21 protein-coding genes are annotated in these 13,125 nt (G+C 39.0%); all 21 read left to right on the plus strand.

The window, feature by feature from the left end:
• Nucleotides 1-29: 29 nt before the first annotated feature.
• The 21 genes from rpsH to rpsI all read left to right on the plus strand — a co-directional run bounded on the left by rpsH (nucleotide 30) and on the right by rpsI (nucleotide 12,755).
• Nucleotides 30-428: a 30S ribosomal protein S8 gene (rpsH, locus tag ACSBPO_RS23245; RefSeq protein WP_442597502.1), complete on the plus strand. Its 399-nt coding sequence runs from the start codon at nucleotides 30-32 to the stop codon at nucleotides 426-428.
• Between the two features lie 31 nt (nucleotides 429-459).
• Nucleotides 460-996: a 50S ribosomal protein L6 gene (gene rplF / locus ACSBPO_RS23250; protein WP_442597504.1), complete on the plus strand. Its 537-nt coding sequence runs from the start codon at nucleotides 460-462 to the stop codon at nucleotides 994-996.
• Nucleotides 997-1,028: 32 nt separating this feature from the next.
• Nucleotides 1,029-1,391: a 50S ribosomal protein L18 gene (gene rplR, locus ACSBPO_RS23255; RefSeq protein WP_442597505.1), complete on the plus strand. Its 363-nt coding sequence runs from the start codon at nucleotides 1,029-1,031 to the stop codon at nucleotides 1,389-1,391.
• Nucleotides 1,392-1,415: 24 nt separating this feature from the next.
• Nucleotides 1,416-1,916, plus strand: a complete 501-nt coding sequence (rpsE, locus tag ACSBPO_RS23260; RefSeq protein ID WP_442597507.1) for a 30S ribosomal protein S5 — start codon at nucleotides 1,416-1,418, stop codon at nucleotides 1,914-1,916.
• Nucleotides 1,917-1,929: 13 nt separating this feature from the next.
• The gene (gene rpmD / locus ACSBPO_RS23265; RefSeq protein ID WP_442597509.1) at nucleotides 1,930-2,112 is read left to right on the plus strand and encodes a 50S ribosomal protein L30; all 183 of its coding nucleotides are present in this window, start codon (nucleotides 1,930-1,932) and stop codon (nucleotides 2,110-2,112) included.
• Between the two features lie 31 nt (nucleotides 2,113-2,143).
• Nucleotides 2,144-2,584, plus strand: a complete 441-nt coding sequence (rplO, locus tag ACSBPO_RS23270) for a 50S ribosomal protein L15 (RefSeq protein WP_442597511.1) — start codon at nucleotides 2,144-2,146, stop codon at nucleotides 2,582-2,584.
• Complete coding sequence (gene secY / locus ACSBPO_RS23275; protein ID WP_442597513.1) at nucleotides 2,584-3,882, plus strand: preprotein translocase subunit SecY; 1,299 nt, start codon at nucleotides 2,584-2,586, stop codon at nucleotides 3,880-3,882. Before rplO ends, secY begins: the two co-directional genes overlap by 1 nt.
• A gap of 58 nt (nucleotides 3,883-3,940) precedes the next feature.
• Nucleotides 3,941-4,591, plus strand: coding sequence for an adenylate kinase (locus tag ACSBPO_RS23280; RefSeq protein WP_442597515.1), 651 nt, complete (start codon nucleotides 3,941-3,943; stop codon nucleotides 4,589-4,591).
• Complete coding sequence (map, locus tag ACSBPO_RS23285) at nucleotides 4,591-5,337, plus strand: type I methionyl aminopeptidase (RefSeq protein WP_442597517.1); 747 nt, start codon at nucleotides 4,591-4,593, stop codon at nucleotides 5,335-5,337. The genes ACSBPO_RS23280 and map overlap by 1 nt, the downstream gene beginning before the upstream one ends.
• A 49-nt stretch (nucleotides 5,338-5,386) precedes the next feature.
• A complete protein-coding gene (gene infA, locus ACSBPO_RS23290; RefSeq protein WP_040372572.1) occupies nucleotides 5,387-5,605 on the plus strand; it encodes a translation initiation factor IF-1 in 219 nt (72 codons plus the stop codon).
• A gap of 36 nt (nucleotides 5,606-5,641) precedes the next feature.
• On the plus strand, nucleotides 5,642-5,755 hold the full coding sequence (gene rpmJ / locus ACSBPO_RS23295) for a 50S ribosomal protein L36 (RefSeq protein ID WP_000868344.1): 114 nt from the start codon (nucleotides 5,642-5,644) through the stop codon (nucleotides 5,753-5,755).
• 24 nt (nucleotides 5,756-5,779) lie between these two features.
• Nucleotides 5,780-6,145: a 30S ribosomal protein S13 gene (gene rpsM / locus ACSBPO_RS23300; RefSeq protein WP_442597519.1), complete on the plus strand. Its 366-nt coding sequence runs from the start codon at nucleotides 5,780-5,782 to the stop codon at nucleotides 6,143-6,145.
• A gap of 22 nt (nucleotides 6,146-6,167) precedes the next feature.
• Complete coding sequence (gene rpsK, locus ACSBPO_RS23305) at nucleotides 6,168-6,557, plus strand: 30S ribosomal protein S11 (RefSeq protein ID WP_442597521.1); 390 nt, start codon at nucleotides 6,168-6,170, stop codon at nucleotides 6,555-6,557.
• Nucleotides 6,558-6,728: 171 nt separating this feature from the next.
• Nucleotides 6,729-7,673 (plus strand): DNA-directed RNA polymerase subunit alpha, encoded by a 945-nt coding sequence (locus ACSBPO_RS23310; RefSeq protein WP_442597523.1) that lies wholly within the window; start codon nucleotides 6,729-6,731, stop codon nucleotides 7,671-7,673.
• A gap of 65 nt (nucleotides 7,674-7,738) precedes the next feature.
• A complete protein-coding gene (rplQ, locus tag ACSBPO_RS23315) occupies nucleotides 7,739-8,101 on the plus strand; it encodes a 50S ribosomal protein L17 (RefSeq protein ID WP_442597525.1) in 363 nt (120 codons plus the stop codon).
• 367 nt (nucleotides 8,102-8,468) lie between these two features.
• The gene (locus tag ACSBPO_RS23320; RefSeq protein ID WP_442597527.1) at nucleotides 8,469-9,317 is read left to right on the plus strand and encodes an energy-coupling factor ABC transporter ATP-binding protein; all 849 of its coding nucleotides are present in this window, start codon (nucleotides 8,469-8,471) and stop codon (nucleotides 9,315-9,317) included.
• Nucleotides 9,293-10,162 carry an energy-coupling factor ABC transporter ATP-binding protein gene (locus tag ACSBPO_RS23325; RefSeq protein WP_442597529.1) on the plus strand — a complete coding sequence of 290 codons (870 nt, stop codon included), beginning with the start codon at nucleotides 9,293-9,295 and terminating at the stop codon, nucleotides 10,160-10,162. Before ACSBPO_RS23320 ends, ACSBPO_RS23325 begins: the two co-directional genes overlap by 25 nt.
• Nucleotides 10,159-10,962: an energy-coupling factor transporter transmembrane component T family protein gene (locus ACSBPO_RS23330; RefSeq protein ID WP_442597531.1), complete on the plus strand. Its 804-nt coding sequence runs from the start codon at nucleotides 10,159-10,161 to the stop codon at nucleotides 10,960-10,962. The genes ACSBPO_RS23325 and ACSBPO_RS23330 overlap by 4 nt, the downstream gene beginning before the upstream one ends.
• 2 nt (nucleotides 10,963-10,964) lie before the next feature.
• On the plus strand, nucleotides 10,965-11,702 hold the full coding sequence (gene truA, locus ACSBPO_RS23335; protein ID WP_442597533.1) for a tRNA pseudouridine(38-40) synthase TruA: 738 nt from the start codon (nucleotides 10,965-10,967) through the stop codon (nucleotides 11,700-11,702).
• Between the two features lie 201 nt (nucleotides 11,703-11,903).
• Nucleotides 11,904-12,341, plus strand: coding sequence for a 50S ribosomal protein L13 (gene rplM / locus ACSBPO_RS23340; RefSeq protein ID WP_442597535.1), 438 nt, complete (start codon nucleotides 11,904-11,906; stop codon nucleotides 12,339-12,341).
• A gap of 21 nt (nucleotides 12,342-12,362) precedes the next feature.
• On the plus strand, nucleotides 12,363-12,755 hold the full coding sequence (rpsI, locus tag ACSBPO_RS23345; RefSeq protein WP_442597537.1) for a 30S ribosomal protein S9: 393 nt from the start codon (nucleotides 12,363-12,365) through the stop codon (nucleotides 12,753-12,755).
• Nucleotides 12,756-13,125 lie beyond the last annotated feature (370 nt).

The raw sequence follows: 13,125 nt of genomic DNA on the forward strand, positions 1-13,125 counted from the left end.
AACCCTTATTTGGGAAGGAGGTAAAAACAATGGTCATGACAGATCCAATTGCAGATATGCTTACCCGCATTCGTAATGCGAACATGGTACGTCACGAAAAGTTAGAGGTACCTGCTTCTAACATGAAAAAAGATATCGCTGAGATCTTAAAGCGTGAAGGTTTCGTTCGTGATGTTGAATATATCGAAGATAACAAACAAGGTATTATCCGTATTTTCCTTAAGTACGGTGCGAACAATGAGCGTGTTATTACTGGTCTTAAACGTATTAGTAAACCAGGATTACGTGTTTATGCAAAATCTAATGAAGTACCACGTGTACTTAACGGACTAGGAATCGCGCTAGTTTCTACTTCACAAGGTGTTTTAACAGACAAAGAAGCTCGTGCAAAGCAAACGGGTGGAGAAGTTCTAGCATACGTTTGGTAAAAGATTTTCTGAATGAATGGAGGTGCACTAAATGTCTCGTATTGGTAAAAAACCAATTGAACTCCCAACTGGAGTTACATTAACACTTGATAACAACACAGTTACGGTTAAAGGACCTAAAGGTGAATTATCTCGTGCTTTTAATCCTGATATTACTATTTCAGTAGAAGAGAACGTAGTAAACGTTTCTCGTCCATCAGATGCGAAAGAACATCGTGCTTTACACGGTACAACTCGCGCTGTTATCGCTAACATGGTTGAAGGTGTATCCGCTGGTTTCGCTAGAAACCTTGAGTTAATCGGGGTTGGATATCGTGCTCAAAAGCAAGGTAACAAGCTTGTATTAAACGTTGGTTACTCTCATCCTGTAGAATTCGAACCAGAACAAGGCTTAGAAATCGAAGTTCCTTCTAATACAAAGATCACTGTTAAAGGAATCGATAAAGAGCGTGTTGGCGCATTAGCTGCTAATATCCGTGGTGTTCGTCCACCTGAACCGTATAAAGGTAAAGGTATCCGTTATGAAGGTGAATTTGTTCGCCGTAAAGAAGGTAAAACAGGTAAGTAATGCCGCATAGGTAAACGAAAGGAGTGACGTAAATGATTACGAAGCTTGATAAAAACGCTACTCGCAAGAAAAGACATGCTCGTGTTCGTGCGAAACTTAGCGGTACTGAAGCTCGTCCTCGTCTAAATGTGTTCCGCTCTAGTAAACACATTTACGCTCAATTAATTGACGATGTGAACGGAGTAACTTTAGCTAGCGCTTCTAGTTTAGATAAAGAGTTAACTCTTGACTCTACTGGCAATGTAGATGCAGCACAAAAGGTCGGAGCATTAGTTGCAAAACGTGCGGTAGAAAAAGGTATTAAAGCTGTAGTATTCGACCGTGGTGGATACCTCTATCATGGACGCGTTCAAGCATTAGCTGACGCTGCTCGCGAAAACGGCTTAGAATTTTAATAGTCAAAGGAGGGACACAAAAAGATGCGTCGTATTGATCCAAACAAACTTGAACTTGAAGAACGCGTAGTTACCGTTAACCGTGTAGCTAAAGTTGTTAAAGGTGGACGTCGTTTCCGTTTCACTGCTCTTGTAGTAGTTGGAGACAAAAACGGTCATGTTGGATTTGGTACTGGTAAAGCTCAAGAGGTACCAGATGCAATCCGTAAAGCAATTGAAGATGCGAAAAAGAACTTAATTGAAGTGCCTATGGTAGGTACTACTCTTCCACACCAAGTCATCGGACAATTTGGTGCAGGTGAAATTCTTTTAAAGCCTGCTTCTGAAGGTACTGGGGTTATCGCTGGTGGTCCAGTTCGTGCCGTGCTTGAATTAGCTGGTGTTCAAGACATCTTATCAAAATCTTTAGGAACTAACACTCCTATTAATATGGTTCGTGCAACTATGAACGGACTAACTCAATTAAAACGTGCTGAGGACGTAGCGAAATTACGTGGGAAATCAGTAGAAGAACTGTTAGGATAAGGAGGGAAATGTTATGGCGAATAAATTACAAATTACCCTCACTCGCAGTGTGATTGGTCGTCCACAAGATCAACGTGAAACAGTAAAAGCCCTTGGATTACGCAAAGTATATCAAACTGTTGAGCAACAAGATAACCCGGCTATCCGTGGTATGATTAATAAAGTTGCTCATCTTGTTACGGTTAAAGAACTTTAATCGATCTCTCTTACAATAAGGAGGTGCCCAAATGAAACTTCATGAATTAAAACCTGCAGAGGGTTCTCGTCAAGAACGTAAACGCCTAGGACGCGGTATCGGATCTGGTCAAGGGAAAACTGCTGGTAAAGGTCATAAAGGTCAAAATGCTCGTTCTGGTGGAGGCGTTCGTCTTGGATTCGAGGGTGGTCAAACACCGTTATTCCGTCGTTTACCAAAGCGTGGCTTCACTAACATTAATCGCAAAGATTATGCAGTTGTTAACCTTGACGCTTTAAACCGCTTTGAAGATGGTACAGAAGTAACACCTGCACTATTAATCGAAGCTGGTATTGTTAAAAGTGAAAAAGCAGGAATCAAAGTTCTTGCTAAAGGTAATGTTGAGAAAAAGCTAACTGTAAAAGCTAACAAATTCTCCTCAGCTGCTAAAGAAGCGATTGAAGCTGCTGGCGGTCAAACTGAGGTGATCTAATGTTCCAGACAATCTCCAATTTTATGCGCGTGGGTGATATAAGACGAAAGATCATATTCACCCTTTTAATGTTAATCGTATTTCGACTTGGTACATTTATTCCTGTACCAAACGTAAATGCTGAAATACTTAGAGCACAAGATGAACTTAGTGTCTTCGGTGTTCTAAATACTTTTGGCGGTGGAGCTTTAAAAAACTTCTCTATCTTAGCTATGGGTATTATGCCGTACATTACAGCATCGATTATCATCCAATTACTACAAATGGATGTCGTGCCTAAATTTACGGAATGGTCAAAGCAAGGAGATGTAGGACGTCGTAAACTTGCACAGTTTACACGTTATTTAACTGTCGTGCTAGGATTTATCCAAGCCTTCGGTATGTCATATGGCTTTAACAACTTAGCCAATGGCCAATTAATTGAAAACCCTGGAATTGGTACTTACTTGTTAATAGCGACAGTTTTAACTGCAGGTACATCTTTTCTAATGTGGTTAGGTGAACAAATTACAGCAAAAGGCGTTGGAAACGGAATCTCGATCATTATCTTTGCTGGTATCGTAGCTGGTATCCCTAATACGGTAAACCAAATCTACGCTCAACAGTTTGAAAATGCTGGAGAACAAATCTTCTTACGTATTATCACTGTACTACTTATCCTAATCGCAGTGGTTGCGGTTGTAGTTGGAACTATCTTTATTCAACAAGCATTACGTAAAATTCCAATCCAATATGCGAAACGCATGAGCACTACTGGTCGTAACTCTGTTGCGGGACAGTCTACTCATTTACCTTTAAAAGTAAATGCTGCTGGAGTTATCCCGGTAATCTTTGCGGTTTCATTCATTATTACACCAAAAACAATTGCATCGTTTTTTCCTACTAACGATGTAACATTGTGGATTCAACGAGTTTTTGACTATACACATCCTATTGGGATGATTATGTATACAGCGCTTATTATCGCCTTTACTTATTTTTATGCTTTTATTCAGGTTAATCCTGAGCAAATGGCAGAAAACTTAAAGAAACAAGGTGGATATGTTCCTGGTATCCGTCCAGGTAAAAGCACTCAAGAATACTTAACACGTATTTTATACCGTTTAACTTTAGTTGGATCTTTATTTTTAGCAGCTATTGCTGTACTTCCGGTCTTTTTCATTAATATTGCAAACTTACCACCTTCTGCTCAAATTGGTGGAACTAGCTTACTAATCGTTGTTGGTGTTGCACTAGATACAATGAAACAACTTGAAGCTCAGCTTGTAAAACGTCACTATAAAGGTTTCATTAAGTAGCGGATTTAGGGAACATCATGTTCCCTATAACCGATACGTTAGTTAAGGGGGTATACGTGTGAATTTAGTATTAATGGGTTTGCCTGGTGCTGGTAAAGGAACTCAGGCTGACAAAATCGTTGATCAGTACGGTATCCCTCATATCTCAACTGGAGATATGTTCCGTGCTGCTATGAAAGAGGAAACAGAACTAGGCTTGAAAGCAAAATCTTATATGGATAAAGGGGAGCTAGTACCTGACGAAGTTACAATCGGTATCGTTCGTGAGCGTTTAAGCAAACCGGACTGTGAAAAAGGATTTTTACTTGATGGCTTTCCAAGAACTGTACCTCAAGCAGAGGCATTGGAAGATATCCTTACTGAATTAAATAAAAAGATTGATTTTGTCATTAATATAGATGTAAATCATGAACTTTTAATGGCTAGATTAACTGGTAGACGTATTTGTAAAAACTGTGGCGCTACGTATCATCTAGTATTTAATCCTCCTGCTAAAGATGGTGTTTGTGACCGTTGTGGTGGAGAATTATATCAACGTGCTGATGATAATGAAGATACAGTAAAGAATCGTTTAGAAGTTAATATGCAACAAACAGCACCACTATTAAACTTCTATGAAACAAAAGGATATTTGCAAAATATTAATGGCGAGCAAGATATTAAAGTAGTATTTGCTGACATTAACGAATTACTTGGGAGTTTGACTTAATGATCATATGTAAAACCCCTCGTGAAATCGAAATTATGCGAGAAGCAGGACGAATAGTCGCTCTGACGCACCAAGAACTTAAGAAATTTATAGTTCCTGGTATCACAACGATTGAATTAGACGATATTGCAGAGAAGTTCATATGCAAACAAGGTGCAATTCCTTCGTTTAAAGGGTATAATGGTTTTCGTGGCAGTATCTGTGCTTCCGTGAATAATGAACTTGTGCATGGAATTCCAAGTGATCGCAAATTAAATGACGGTGACATTATCAGCATTGATATTGGTGCTAAATTTAATGGTTATCATGGAGATTCCGCTTGGACATATTCAGTAGGTGCGATTGATGAGGAGACATCACGTCTTTTAGATGTGACTGAGGAATCATTGTATAGAGGTTTGAAAGAAGCTAAACCAGGTGAACGCCTTTCGAACATCTCCAATAAGATCCAAACGTATGTGGAAGAGAATGGCTTTTCTATTGTACGAGAGTATGCTGGTCACGGAATCGGGCAAGACTTACATGAGGATCCAGAAATTCCACATTATGGTCCACCTAATAAAGGGCCGCGACTTAAACCGGGAATGGTATTGGCAATTGAACCAATGGTGAATGCAGGGAGTCGATACGTTAAGACCTTAGCTGACAACTGGACAGTTGTTACTGTTGACGGGCGTAGGTGTGCTCATTTTGAACATACAATAGCAATCACTGATTCTGGTTATGAAATATTAACAACAGTGTAGGCGATTACTCCACACTACGTGAAAAAGGATAAGAAGGGAGATTTTAAGAATGGCTAAAGATGATGTAATTGAGGTAGAAGGCACAGTAACGGAAACTTTGCCGAACGCCATGTTTAAGGTAGAATTGGAAAATGGTCATACTGTACTTGCTCATGTCTCTGGGAAAATTCGTATGCACTTCATTCGTATTTTACCAGGTGATAAAGTAACTGTAGAACTATCTCCATACGATCTTACACGCGGAAGAATCACTTACCGCTTTAAATAACTCATTGCACTCCGTACTATCAAGGAGGTTAGGATAATGAAAGTAAGACCATCTGTAAAGCCAATCTGCGAAAAATGTAAAGTTATTCGTAGACGTGGTAAAGTTATGGTTATTTGTGAAAACCCTAAACATAAACAAAAACAAGGTTAATTCTGAAGGAGGTGCGCTATTACTATGGCACGTATTGCTGGTGTAGATGTTCCACGTGAGAAACGTGTAGTTATTTCTTTAACATACATTTTTGGTATTGGTAAAATCACTGCACAAAAGATCTTAGCTGAAGCTGGTGTTTCTGAAGACACTCGTGTACGCGATTTAACGGAAGATGAGTTAAATAAAATTCGTGATATCATTGACAGATTAAAAGTTGAAGGTGATCTTCGTCGTGAAGTTTCCCTTAACATTAAGCGTTTAATGGAGATTGGCTGCTACCGCGGTTTACGTCACCGTCGTGGTTTACCGGTTCGTGGTCAAAATACAAAGAACAACGCTCGTACACGCAAAGGTCCTCGTAAGACTGTAGCTAACAAGAAAAAATAATCCGTAAAGGAGGTAACATTCAATGGCTCGTAAAACTAATACTCGTAAACGTCGTGTGAAAAAGAATATTGATACTGGTATTGCACACATTCGTTCTACTTTTAACAATACAATCGTAACGATTACTGATGCTCATGGTAACGCTCTTGCATGGTCAAGTGCTGGTGCTCTTGGATTTAAAGGTTCTCGTAAATCTACTCCATTTGCTGCACAAATGGCTGCTGAAACAGCTGCGAAAGCATCTATGGAACATGGTATGAAGACTTTAGAAGTAACAGTTAAAGGACCTGGTGCAGGACGTGAAGCTGCAATCCGTGCTCTACAAGCTGCTGGTCTTGAAGTTACTGCAATCAAAGACGTTACTCCAGTTCCTCATAATGGATGTCGCCCACCAAAACGTCGCCGTGTTTAATTTTTCTGTATAGAATTTGTATCATACGTCTATAATGGGATATGATGCATTCATTCTTTGATTATACAGGTAAAAAATATCGAGTTGTTGTGCACATACGGGAACGTAAACAGGGGAATTTCAGTTAAACTGTTGACTGAGGTTTCGACGTTTTGAAGGAGGGTATATTTGATGATCGAAATAGAAAAACCAAAAATCGAAACGGTTGAGATCAACGATGATGCCAAGTACGGGAAGTTCGTCGTAGAGCCACTAGAGCGTGGATATGGTACCACTTTGGGTAACTCCCTACGTCGTATCCTTTTATCCTCACTCCCAGGTGCCGCTGTAACGTCGATTCAAATCGATGGTGTACTTCATGAGTTTTCAACAATCGAAGGCGTCGTAGAGGATGTAACATCAATTATTTTAAACATTAAGAAGCTAGCTCTTAAAATCTATTCAGACGAAGAAAAGACGTTAGAGATTGATATTCAAGGTGAAGGTGTTGTTTCAGCTTCTGATATCACTCATGATAGTGATGTTGAAATCTTAAATCCTACTCTTCATATTGCAACATTAGGAAAAAATGGTCATCTTCGTATGCGTTTAACAGCTAGACGCGGTCGTGGTTATACACCTGCTGACCAAAACAAAAGAGAAGATCAACCAATTGGTGTTATTCCGATTGATTCGATTTACACACCAGTTTCTCGCGTATCCTACCAAGTAGAGAATACACGTGTTGGTCAAATGACAAACTATGACAAGCTTACGCTTGATGTTTGGACTGATGGAAGTACTGGACCTAAAGATGCTATTGCCCTTGGAGCTAAGATCTTAACTGAGCACTTAAATATCTTTGTTGGTTTAACTGATGAAGCTCAAAATGCTGAGATTATGATTGAAAAAGAAGAAGACCAAAAAGAAAAAGTTCTAGAGATGACTATCGAAGAACTAGATCTTTCTGTTCGTTCTTACAACTGCTTAAAGCGTGCAGGTATTAATACAGTTCAAGAATTAGCTAACAAAACAGAAGAAGATATGATGAAGGTTCGTAACTTAGGCCGTAAATCTCTAGAAGAAGTAAAAGCGAAGCTTGAAGATCTAGGATTAGGTTTAAGAAAAGACGACTAGTTGATACTAGATATTCAATCTATCTGAAAGCCGATATCAATACTTCAACAAAGGAGGGAATCCTCATGGGATACAGAAAGTTAGGACGCACTAGCTCTCAACGTAAAGCTATGCTACGTGATTTAACTACTGATTTAATCATCAACGAACGCATTGAAACAACTGAAACTCGTGCAAAAGAAATCCGTGTAACAGTTGAAAAAATGATCACTTTAGGTAAGCGTGGAGATTTACACGCTCGTCGTCAAGCTGCTTCTTATGTTCGTAATGAAGTTGCTAACGCTGAAACTGGTCAAGATGCATTACAAAAATTATTTACTGACATCGCTCCTCGTTATACTGAGCGTCAAGGTGGATATACTCGTATTATGAAACTTGGACCACGCCGTGGCGATGGTGCACCAATGGTTATTATCGAGTTAGTTTAATAGCACAACAGACAACAAGGGTGACGGACAGTTTAGAACAAACTTGTTCTTTGCCCTTTTTCTGTAAGGTTTATATGTAAACCGTTATGGATAATTCGTATCCAATTGAAACATTCGTTTCAACCGAAGCCAAGCCAATACTGAGCGTTATGATGAGCATTAGCGAAAAAACAATCGTTTTTTCGAAAAGGACAACTAGAGTATTATGCTAATCTGATGTCTCGTCTAGCTCATGCACCTTCTTCCAATTGTTACATTGTAAAAGTTGGATTAGCAAAATTTTCGTTATTTTGCTACGGAAGAAGGTGCAGGCTTTTTTTTATATGGAGAGAAATGTGAGTTGAGATAGGGAAGTAGAGACGAGAGGATGAGAATGATGGGAACAGCGATTGCGAAAATAAATCAAGTTTCCTTCCGGTATGATCAACAACCTAACTGGGCCCTTGAGCAAGTCAATTTTAATATATATAAAGGTGAATGGCTCGCAATAGTGGGTCATAATGGCTCTGGAAAATCTACATTAGCCAAATTATTAAATGGCCTTCAATTTGCCCAGGAAGGAAAGATAACGGTTTGTGGAACCGATCTAAATGAAGAGAACATATGGGATGTACGAAAACAGATCGGAATGGTTTTTCAAAACCCTGATAATCAGTTTGTAGGGACCACTGTTCAAGATGATGTGGCTTTTGGCCTAGAAAATATTGGACTACCTAGAGATGAAATGGTCAACCGAGTTCAGGATTCACTGAAAAAAGTAAAAATGGAAGATTTTCTGAATCAAGAGCCGCACCATCTTTCTGGGGGACAGAAGCAAAGGGTTGCTATTGCCGGAGTGCTTGCATTAAAGCCTTCTATTATTATTCTGGATGAGGCAACTTCTATGCTTGACCCAATCGGTCGAGAAGAAGTATTAGAAACAGTTAGACAGCTAAAAGATGAAAATTTACTAACCGTTATATCGATTACCCATGACCTTGATGAGGCTGCTAAAGCGGACCGAATTATTGTGATGAACAAAGGTAAAGTTTACCGAGAAGGTACTCCCAATGAAATTTTCCAATTGGATGAAGAACTGATTAAACTTGGTCTAGATATTCCTTTTTCGGTTAAAGTGAGTAAGTTACTACGTAAAAAAGGACTTTCTATTTCAAAACATCATCTTTCAGAAGAGGAGTTGGTAACAGAACTATGGACATCTCACTTGAACAAGTAGAATATCGTTACCAAGCGAATACTCCCTTTGAAAGTCTAGCAATCACCAATGTTTCTTTTGATATTCCCTCTGGAACCTATCTGGCTATAATAGGACATACGGGTTCGGGGAAATCTACCATTCTACAGCATTTAAATGCAATCTTACAGCCAACAAAAGGGAAAATAACCATTGGGGGCCGTACGATTGAATCTGGCAGAAAAGAAAAGAATCTAAAAGAGGTACGAAAAAAAGTTGGGATTGTTTTTCAATTTCCAGAGCATCAACTGTTTGAAGAAACCGTAGAAAAAGACATTTGTTTTGGACCAATGAATTTCGGAGTGTCTGAATCAGAAGCAAAAAGACGTGCCAAAGAAGTGATTCAATTGGTTGGCCTGTCAGAAGATATCCTTGAGAAATCTCCGTTTGATTTATCGGGTGGACAAATGCGTAGAGTCGCCATTGCTGGTGTTCTTGCCATGGAGCCTGAGGTCATTGTTTTAGACGAGCCAACGGCAGGACTTGACCCACGAGGACGAAAAGAGATTATGGATCTTTTTTATGATCTTCATAAAAAGAAAAACCTAACTACTATTCTGGTTACCCATAGTATGGAGGATGCTGCTCAATATGCCGATCAAATTGTGATTATGCATAAAGGAAGTGTTTTTAAACAAGGGAGTCCAGAAGAGATTTTTTCTTCTCCTCAACAGCTAGTACAGTTAGGTCTAAATGTTCCTGAAGTCGTTCGTTTTCAAATGATGTTTGAGGAAAAAATGGGCTTTTCGTTGGAAAAGAAATTTTTAAACTTAGAACAGCTTACAGAAGCGATTGTCTCCAGATGGAAGGAGAGAGTCGGCTCATGATGGAAAAAATGATTTTTGGACGCTATGTGCCGGTGGAATCTGTCATGCATCGCATGGACCCTCGTGCCAAGCTGCTTCTCGTTTTTTTATTTGTATGTATTGTCTTTCTTGCCAATAATTTCATGACATATGCTTTATTAGGAGTATTTACAATCCTGATGTTAGGCTTATCCAAAATTCCTTTTCGGTTTTTATATGCCGGATTAAAACCTATCATTTGGTTAGTTCTCTTCACCTTACTGCTACACCTTTTTTTAACAAAAGAAGGTGAATTGCTTTTTAAGTTTGGGTGGATCGAAATCTATGAAGAAGGATTAAAACAAGGACTTTTTATTTCTTTGCGATTTTTTTATTTAATCTTAATCACTTCTCTCTTAACGTTGACAACCACACCGATTGAAATCACAGATGGATTAGAAACATTGCTTAATCCATTGAAGAAAATAAAATTCCCTGTCCATGAAATGGCCTTAATGATGTCCATTTCCTTACGTTTTATTCCAACCTTAATGCAAGAGACGGATAAAATCATGAAGGCTCAAATGGCTAGAGGAGTTGAATTTTCTAGTGGTCCGATAAAGGAAAGAATGAAGGCGATTATCCCATTGTTAATTCCGCTGTTTGTCAGTTCGTTTAAACGCGCCGAGGAACTTGCGATTGCGATGGAAGCCAGAGGATATCGTGGAGGGGAAGGCAGAACAAAATACCGCCATTTAACTTGGACTTTTGTAGATACCCTTATCCTTCTATTAATGGCAATTTTAACAGTTCTTCTTTTACTATTCAGACAGGGTGTATAATTATGACTAGAATGAAATGTACAATCGCATATGATGGAACTCACTTTTCAGGATATCAAATTCAGCCAAAAGGTCGAACGGTTCAAGAGGAATTGGAAAATACCTTAAAGAAGCTGCATAGAGGGCGAGAGGTAAAGATCGTTGCTTCAGGAAGAACAGATGCTGGAGTCCATGCAAAAGGTCAAGTGATTCATTTTGATACCGATTTGAACATTCCCGAAGAAAAATGGCCAATCGCGATGAATTCCCTTTTAGCTGATGACATCTCTGTTCTTGATTCAGCCATGGTTGATTCGAATTTCCATGCCCGTTTCGATGTGGTTGGAAAGGAATATCGCTATTATGTCTATTTTTCTAAAAAAAGGGACCCGTTTAAACGAAATTACGCTACTAATTTTCCTTTTTTAGTGGATATAGACGCTATTCGTGAAGCAATGGGACATTTGTTAGGAACACATGATTTCACTAGCTTCTGTTCTGCCAAGACAGAGGTAGAAGATAAAGTACGAACCATACAAGAAATAGATATTCTTGAAGAAAATGGGATGTTAGTATTCCGTTTTATGGGTAATGGTTTTTTGTATAATATGGTAAGAATTATCACTGGAACTTTATTAGAGGTTGGAACAGGAGATCGTAATCCAAAATCTATTCCAGAAATTTTAGCGAGAAAAGACCGAATTTATGCGGGTAAAACAGCTCCGGCACAAGGATTATATTTGTGGAAGGTTTTTTATTAAGGTTTTTAAACTCAAAAAAAAGGTAAATTATTTTTTTAATAACAACCTATCCTGGTGTAACATCTTCTTGACATCTGATGGCAAAGGATATATTATAGCATATGGTATGTTATTTAACCCCACAAATAAGCCCCGGAACTTATCTGTGATAAAAATATACGAAACCAATTTAGTAATGGATTATTTATAGGAGGGAAAACCATGCGCACAACATTTATGGCGAACGCACAAAATATCGAACGTAAATGGTTAGTTGTTGACGCTGAAGGTAAGACTTTAGGTCGTCTTTCAAGTGAAGTAGCATCCATTTTACGTGGTAAACATAAACCAACTTATACACCGAATGTTGATACAGGTGATCATGTAATCATCATCAACGCTTCAAAGATCGAATTAACAGGTAAAAAATTAACTGACAAGCTTTATATCCGTCACACAATGCACCCAGGTGGATTAAAGACTAGAACAGCTCTTGAAATGAGAACTAACTATCCTACACAAATGTTAGAGCTTGCAATCAAAGGCATGCTTCCTAAGAATTCTTTAGGTCGTCAAATGTTCAAGAAATTACACGTATACGCTGGTGCTGAACATCCACACCAAGCACAACAACCTGAAGTTTACGAACTTCGCGGATAATTTTTAGGGGAGGTTATTAACTTGGCACAAGTTCAATATATTGGTACAGGTCGCCGTAAGAGCTCTGTTGCACGTGTACGTTTAGTACCAGGTAACGGACAAATCATCATTAACGATCGTGAAATCTCAAACTACATTCCATTCGAAGCTTTACGTGAAGTGGTTAAACAACCATTAAACGCTACTGAAACATTAGGAAGCTACGATGTGCTTGTAAATGTTAAAGGTGGAGGTTACACTGGTCAAGCTGGCGCTATCCGCCACGGTATCGCTCGTGCGTTACTTCAAGCTGATCCAGAATTCCGTCCAACATTAAAGCGCGCTGGTTTATTAACTCGTGACGCTCGTATGAAAGAACGTAAGAAATACGGACTTAAAGGTGCTCGTCGTGCGCCTCAGTTCTCAAAGCGTTAATTTTTGGCGCCTTGGAAAGACTCTCAACCATTTTGGTTGGGGGTCTTTTTTATTAGAAAATTTTAATAGTGTTTATCTATTCTGAGATGTCCAGTTCTATTGGACAAAAAAGCCATGAGGACTCTAGGAAATGTCCAATAGAAGGTGTCTAACGGACAAAGAGCTTTGGTGGATACGCGGAAATGTCCAATAGAAGTTGTATATCGGACAAAATAGCTTTAAGGACACTCGGAAATGTCCAATAGGAGGAGTCTAATGGACAATGAGCTTTAGTGGATACTCGGAAATGTCCAATAGAAGGTGTCTATCGGACAAAGCAGCCAAGAGGACACTCGGAAATGTCCAATAGAAAGCCTCTATCGGACAAAGC

This window comes from Neobacillus sp. D3-1R, assembly GCF_052180215.1.
Taxonomy (GTDB): domain Bacteria; phylum Bacillota; class Bacilli; order Bacillales; family Cytobacillaceae; genus Pseudoneobacillus.

Excerpts from the sequence above, each read along its gene's own strand:
- rpsH (WP_442597502.1), top strand. The coding sequence starts at position 30 with ATGGTCATGACAGATCCAATTGCAGATATGCTTACCCGCATTCGTAAT.
- rplF (WP_442597504.1), top strand. The coding sequence starts at position 460 with ATGTCTCGTATTGGTAAAAAACCAATTGAACTCCCAACTGGAGTTACA.
- rplR (WP_442597505.1), top strand. The coding sequence starts at position 1,029 with ATGATTACGAAGCTTGATAAAAACGCTACTCGCAAGAAAAGACATGCT.
- rpsE (WP_442597507.1), top strand. The coding sequence starts at position 1,416 with ATGCGTCGTATTGATCCAAACAAACTTGAACTTGAAGAACGCGTAGTT.
- rpmD (WP_442597509.1), top strand. The coding sequence starts at position 1,930 with ATGGCGAATAAATTACAAATTACCCTCACTCGCAGTGTGATTGGTCGT.
- rplO (WP_442597511.1), top strand. The coding sequence starts at position 2,144 with ATGAAACTTCATGAATTAAAACCTGCAGAGGGTTCTCGTCAAGAACGT.
- secY (WP_442597513.1), top strand. The coding sequence starts at position 2,584 with ATGTTCCAGACAATCTCCAATTTTATGCGCGTGGGTGATATAAGACGA.
- map (WP_442597517.1), top strand. The coding sequence starts at position 4,591 with ATGATCATATGTAAAACCCCTCGTGAAATCGAAATTATGCGAGAAGCA.
- infA (WP_040372572.1), top strand. The coding sequence starts at position 5,387 with ATGGCTAAAGATGATGTAATTGAGGTAGAAGGCACAGTAACGGAAACT.
- rpmJ (WP_000868344.1), top strand. The coding sequence starts at position 5,642 with ATGAAAGTAAGACCATCTGTAAAGCCAATCTGCGAAAAATGTAAAGTT.
- rpsM (WP_442597519.1), top strand. The coding sequence starts at position 5,780 with ATGGCACGTATTGCTGGTGTAGATGTTCCACGTGAGAAACGTGTAGTT.
- rpsK (WP_442597521.1), top strand. The coding sequence starts at position 6,168 with ATGGCTCGTAAAACTAATACTCGTAAACGTCGTGTGAAAAAGAATATT.
- ACSBPO_RS23310 (WP_442597523.1), top strand. The coding sequence starts at position 6,729 with ATGATCGAAATAGAAAAACCAAAAATCGAAACGGTTGAGATCAACGAT.
- rplQ (WP_442597525.1), top strand. The coding sequence starts at position 7,739 with ATGGGATACAGAAAGTTAGGACGCACTAGCTCTCAACGTAAAGCTATG.
- ACSBPO_RS23320 (WP_442597527.1), top strand. The coding sequence starts at position 8,469 with ATGAGAATGATGGGAACAGCGATTGCGAAAATAAATCAAGTTTCCTTC.
- ACSBPO_RS23325 (WP_442597529.1), top strand. The coding sequence starts at position 9,293 with ATGGACATCTCACTTGAACAAGTAGAATATCGTTACCAAGCGAATACT.
- ACSBPO_RS23330 (WP_442597531.1), top strand. The coding sequence starts at position 10,159 with ATGATGGAAAAAATGATTTTTGGACGCTATGTGCCGGTGGAATCTGTC.
- truA (WP_442597533.1), top strand. The coding sequence starts at position 10,965 with ATGACTAGAATGAAATGTACAATCGCATATGATGGAACTCACTTTTCA.
- rplM (WP_442597535.1), top strand. The coding sequence starts at position 11,904 with ATGCGCACAACATTTATGGCGAACGCACAAAATATCGAACGTAAATGG.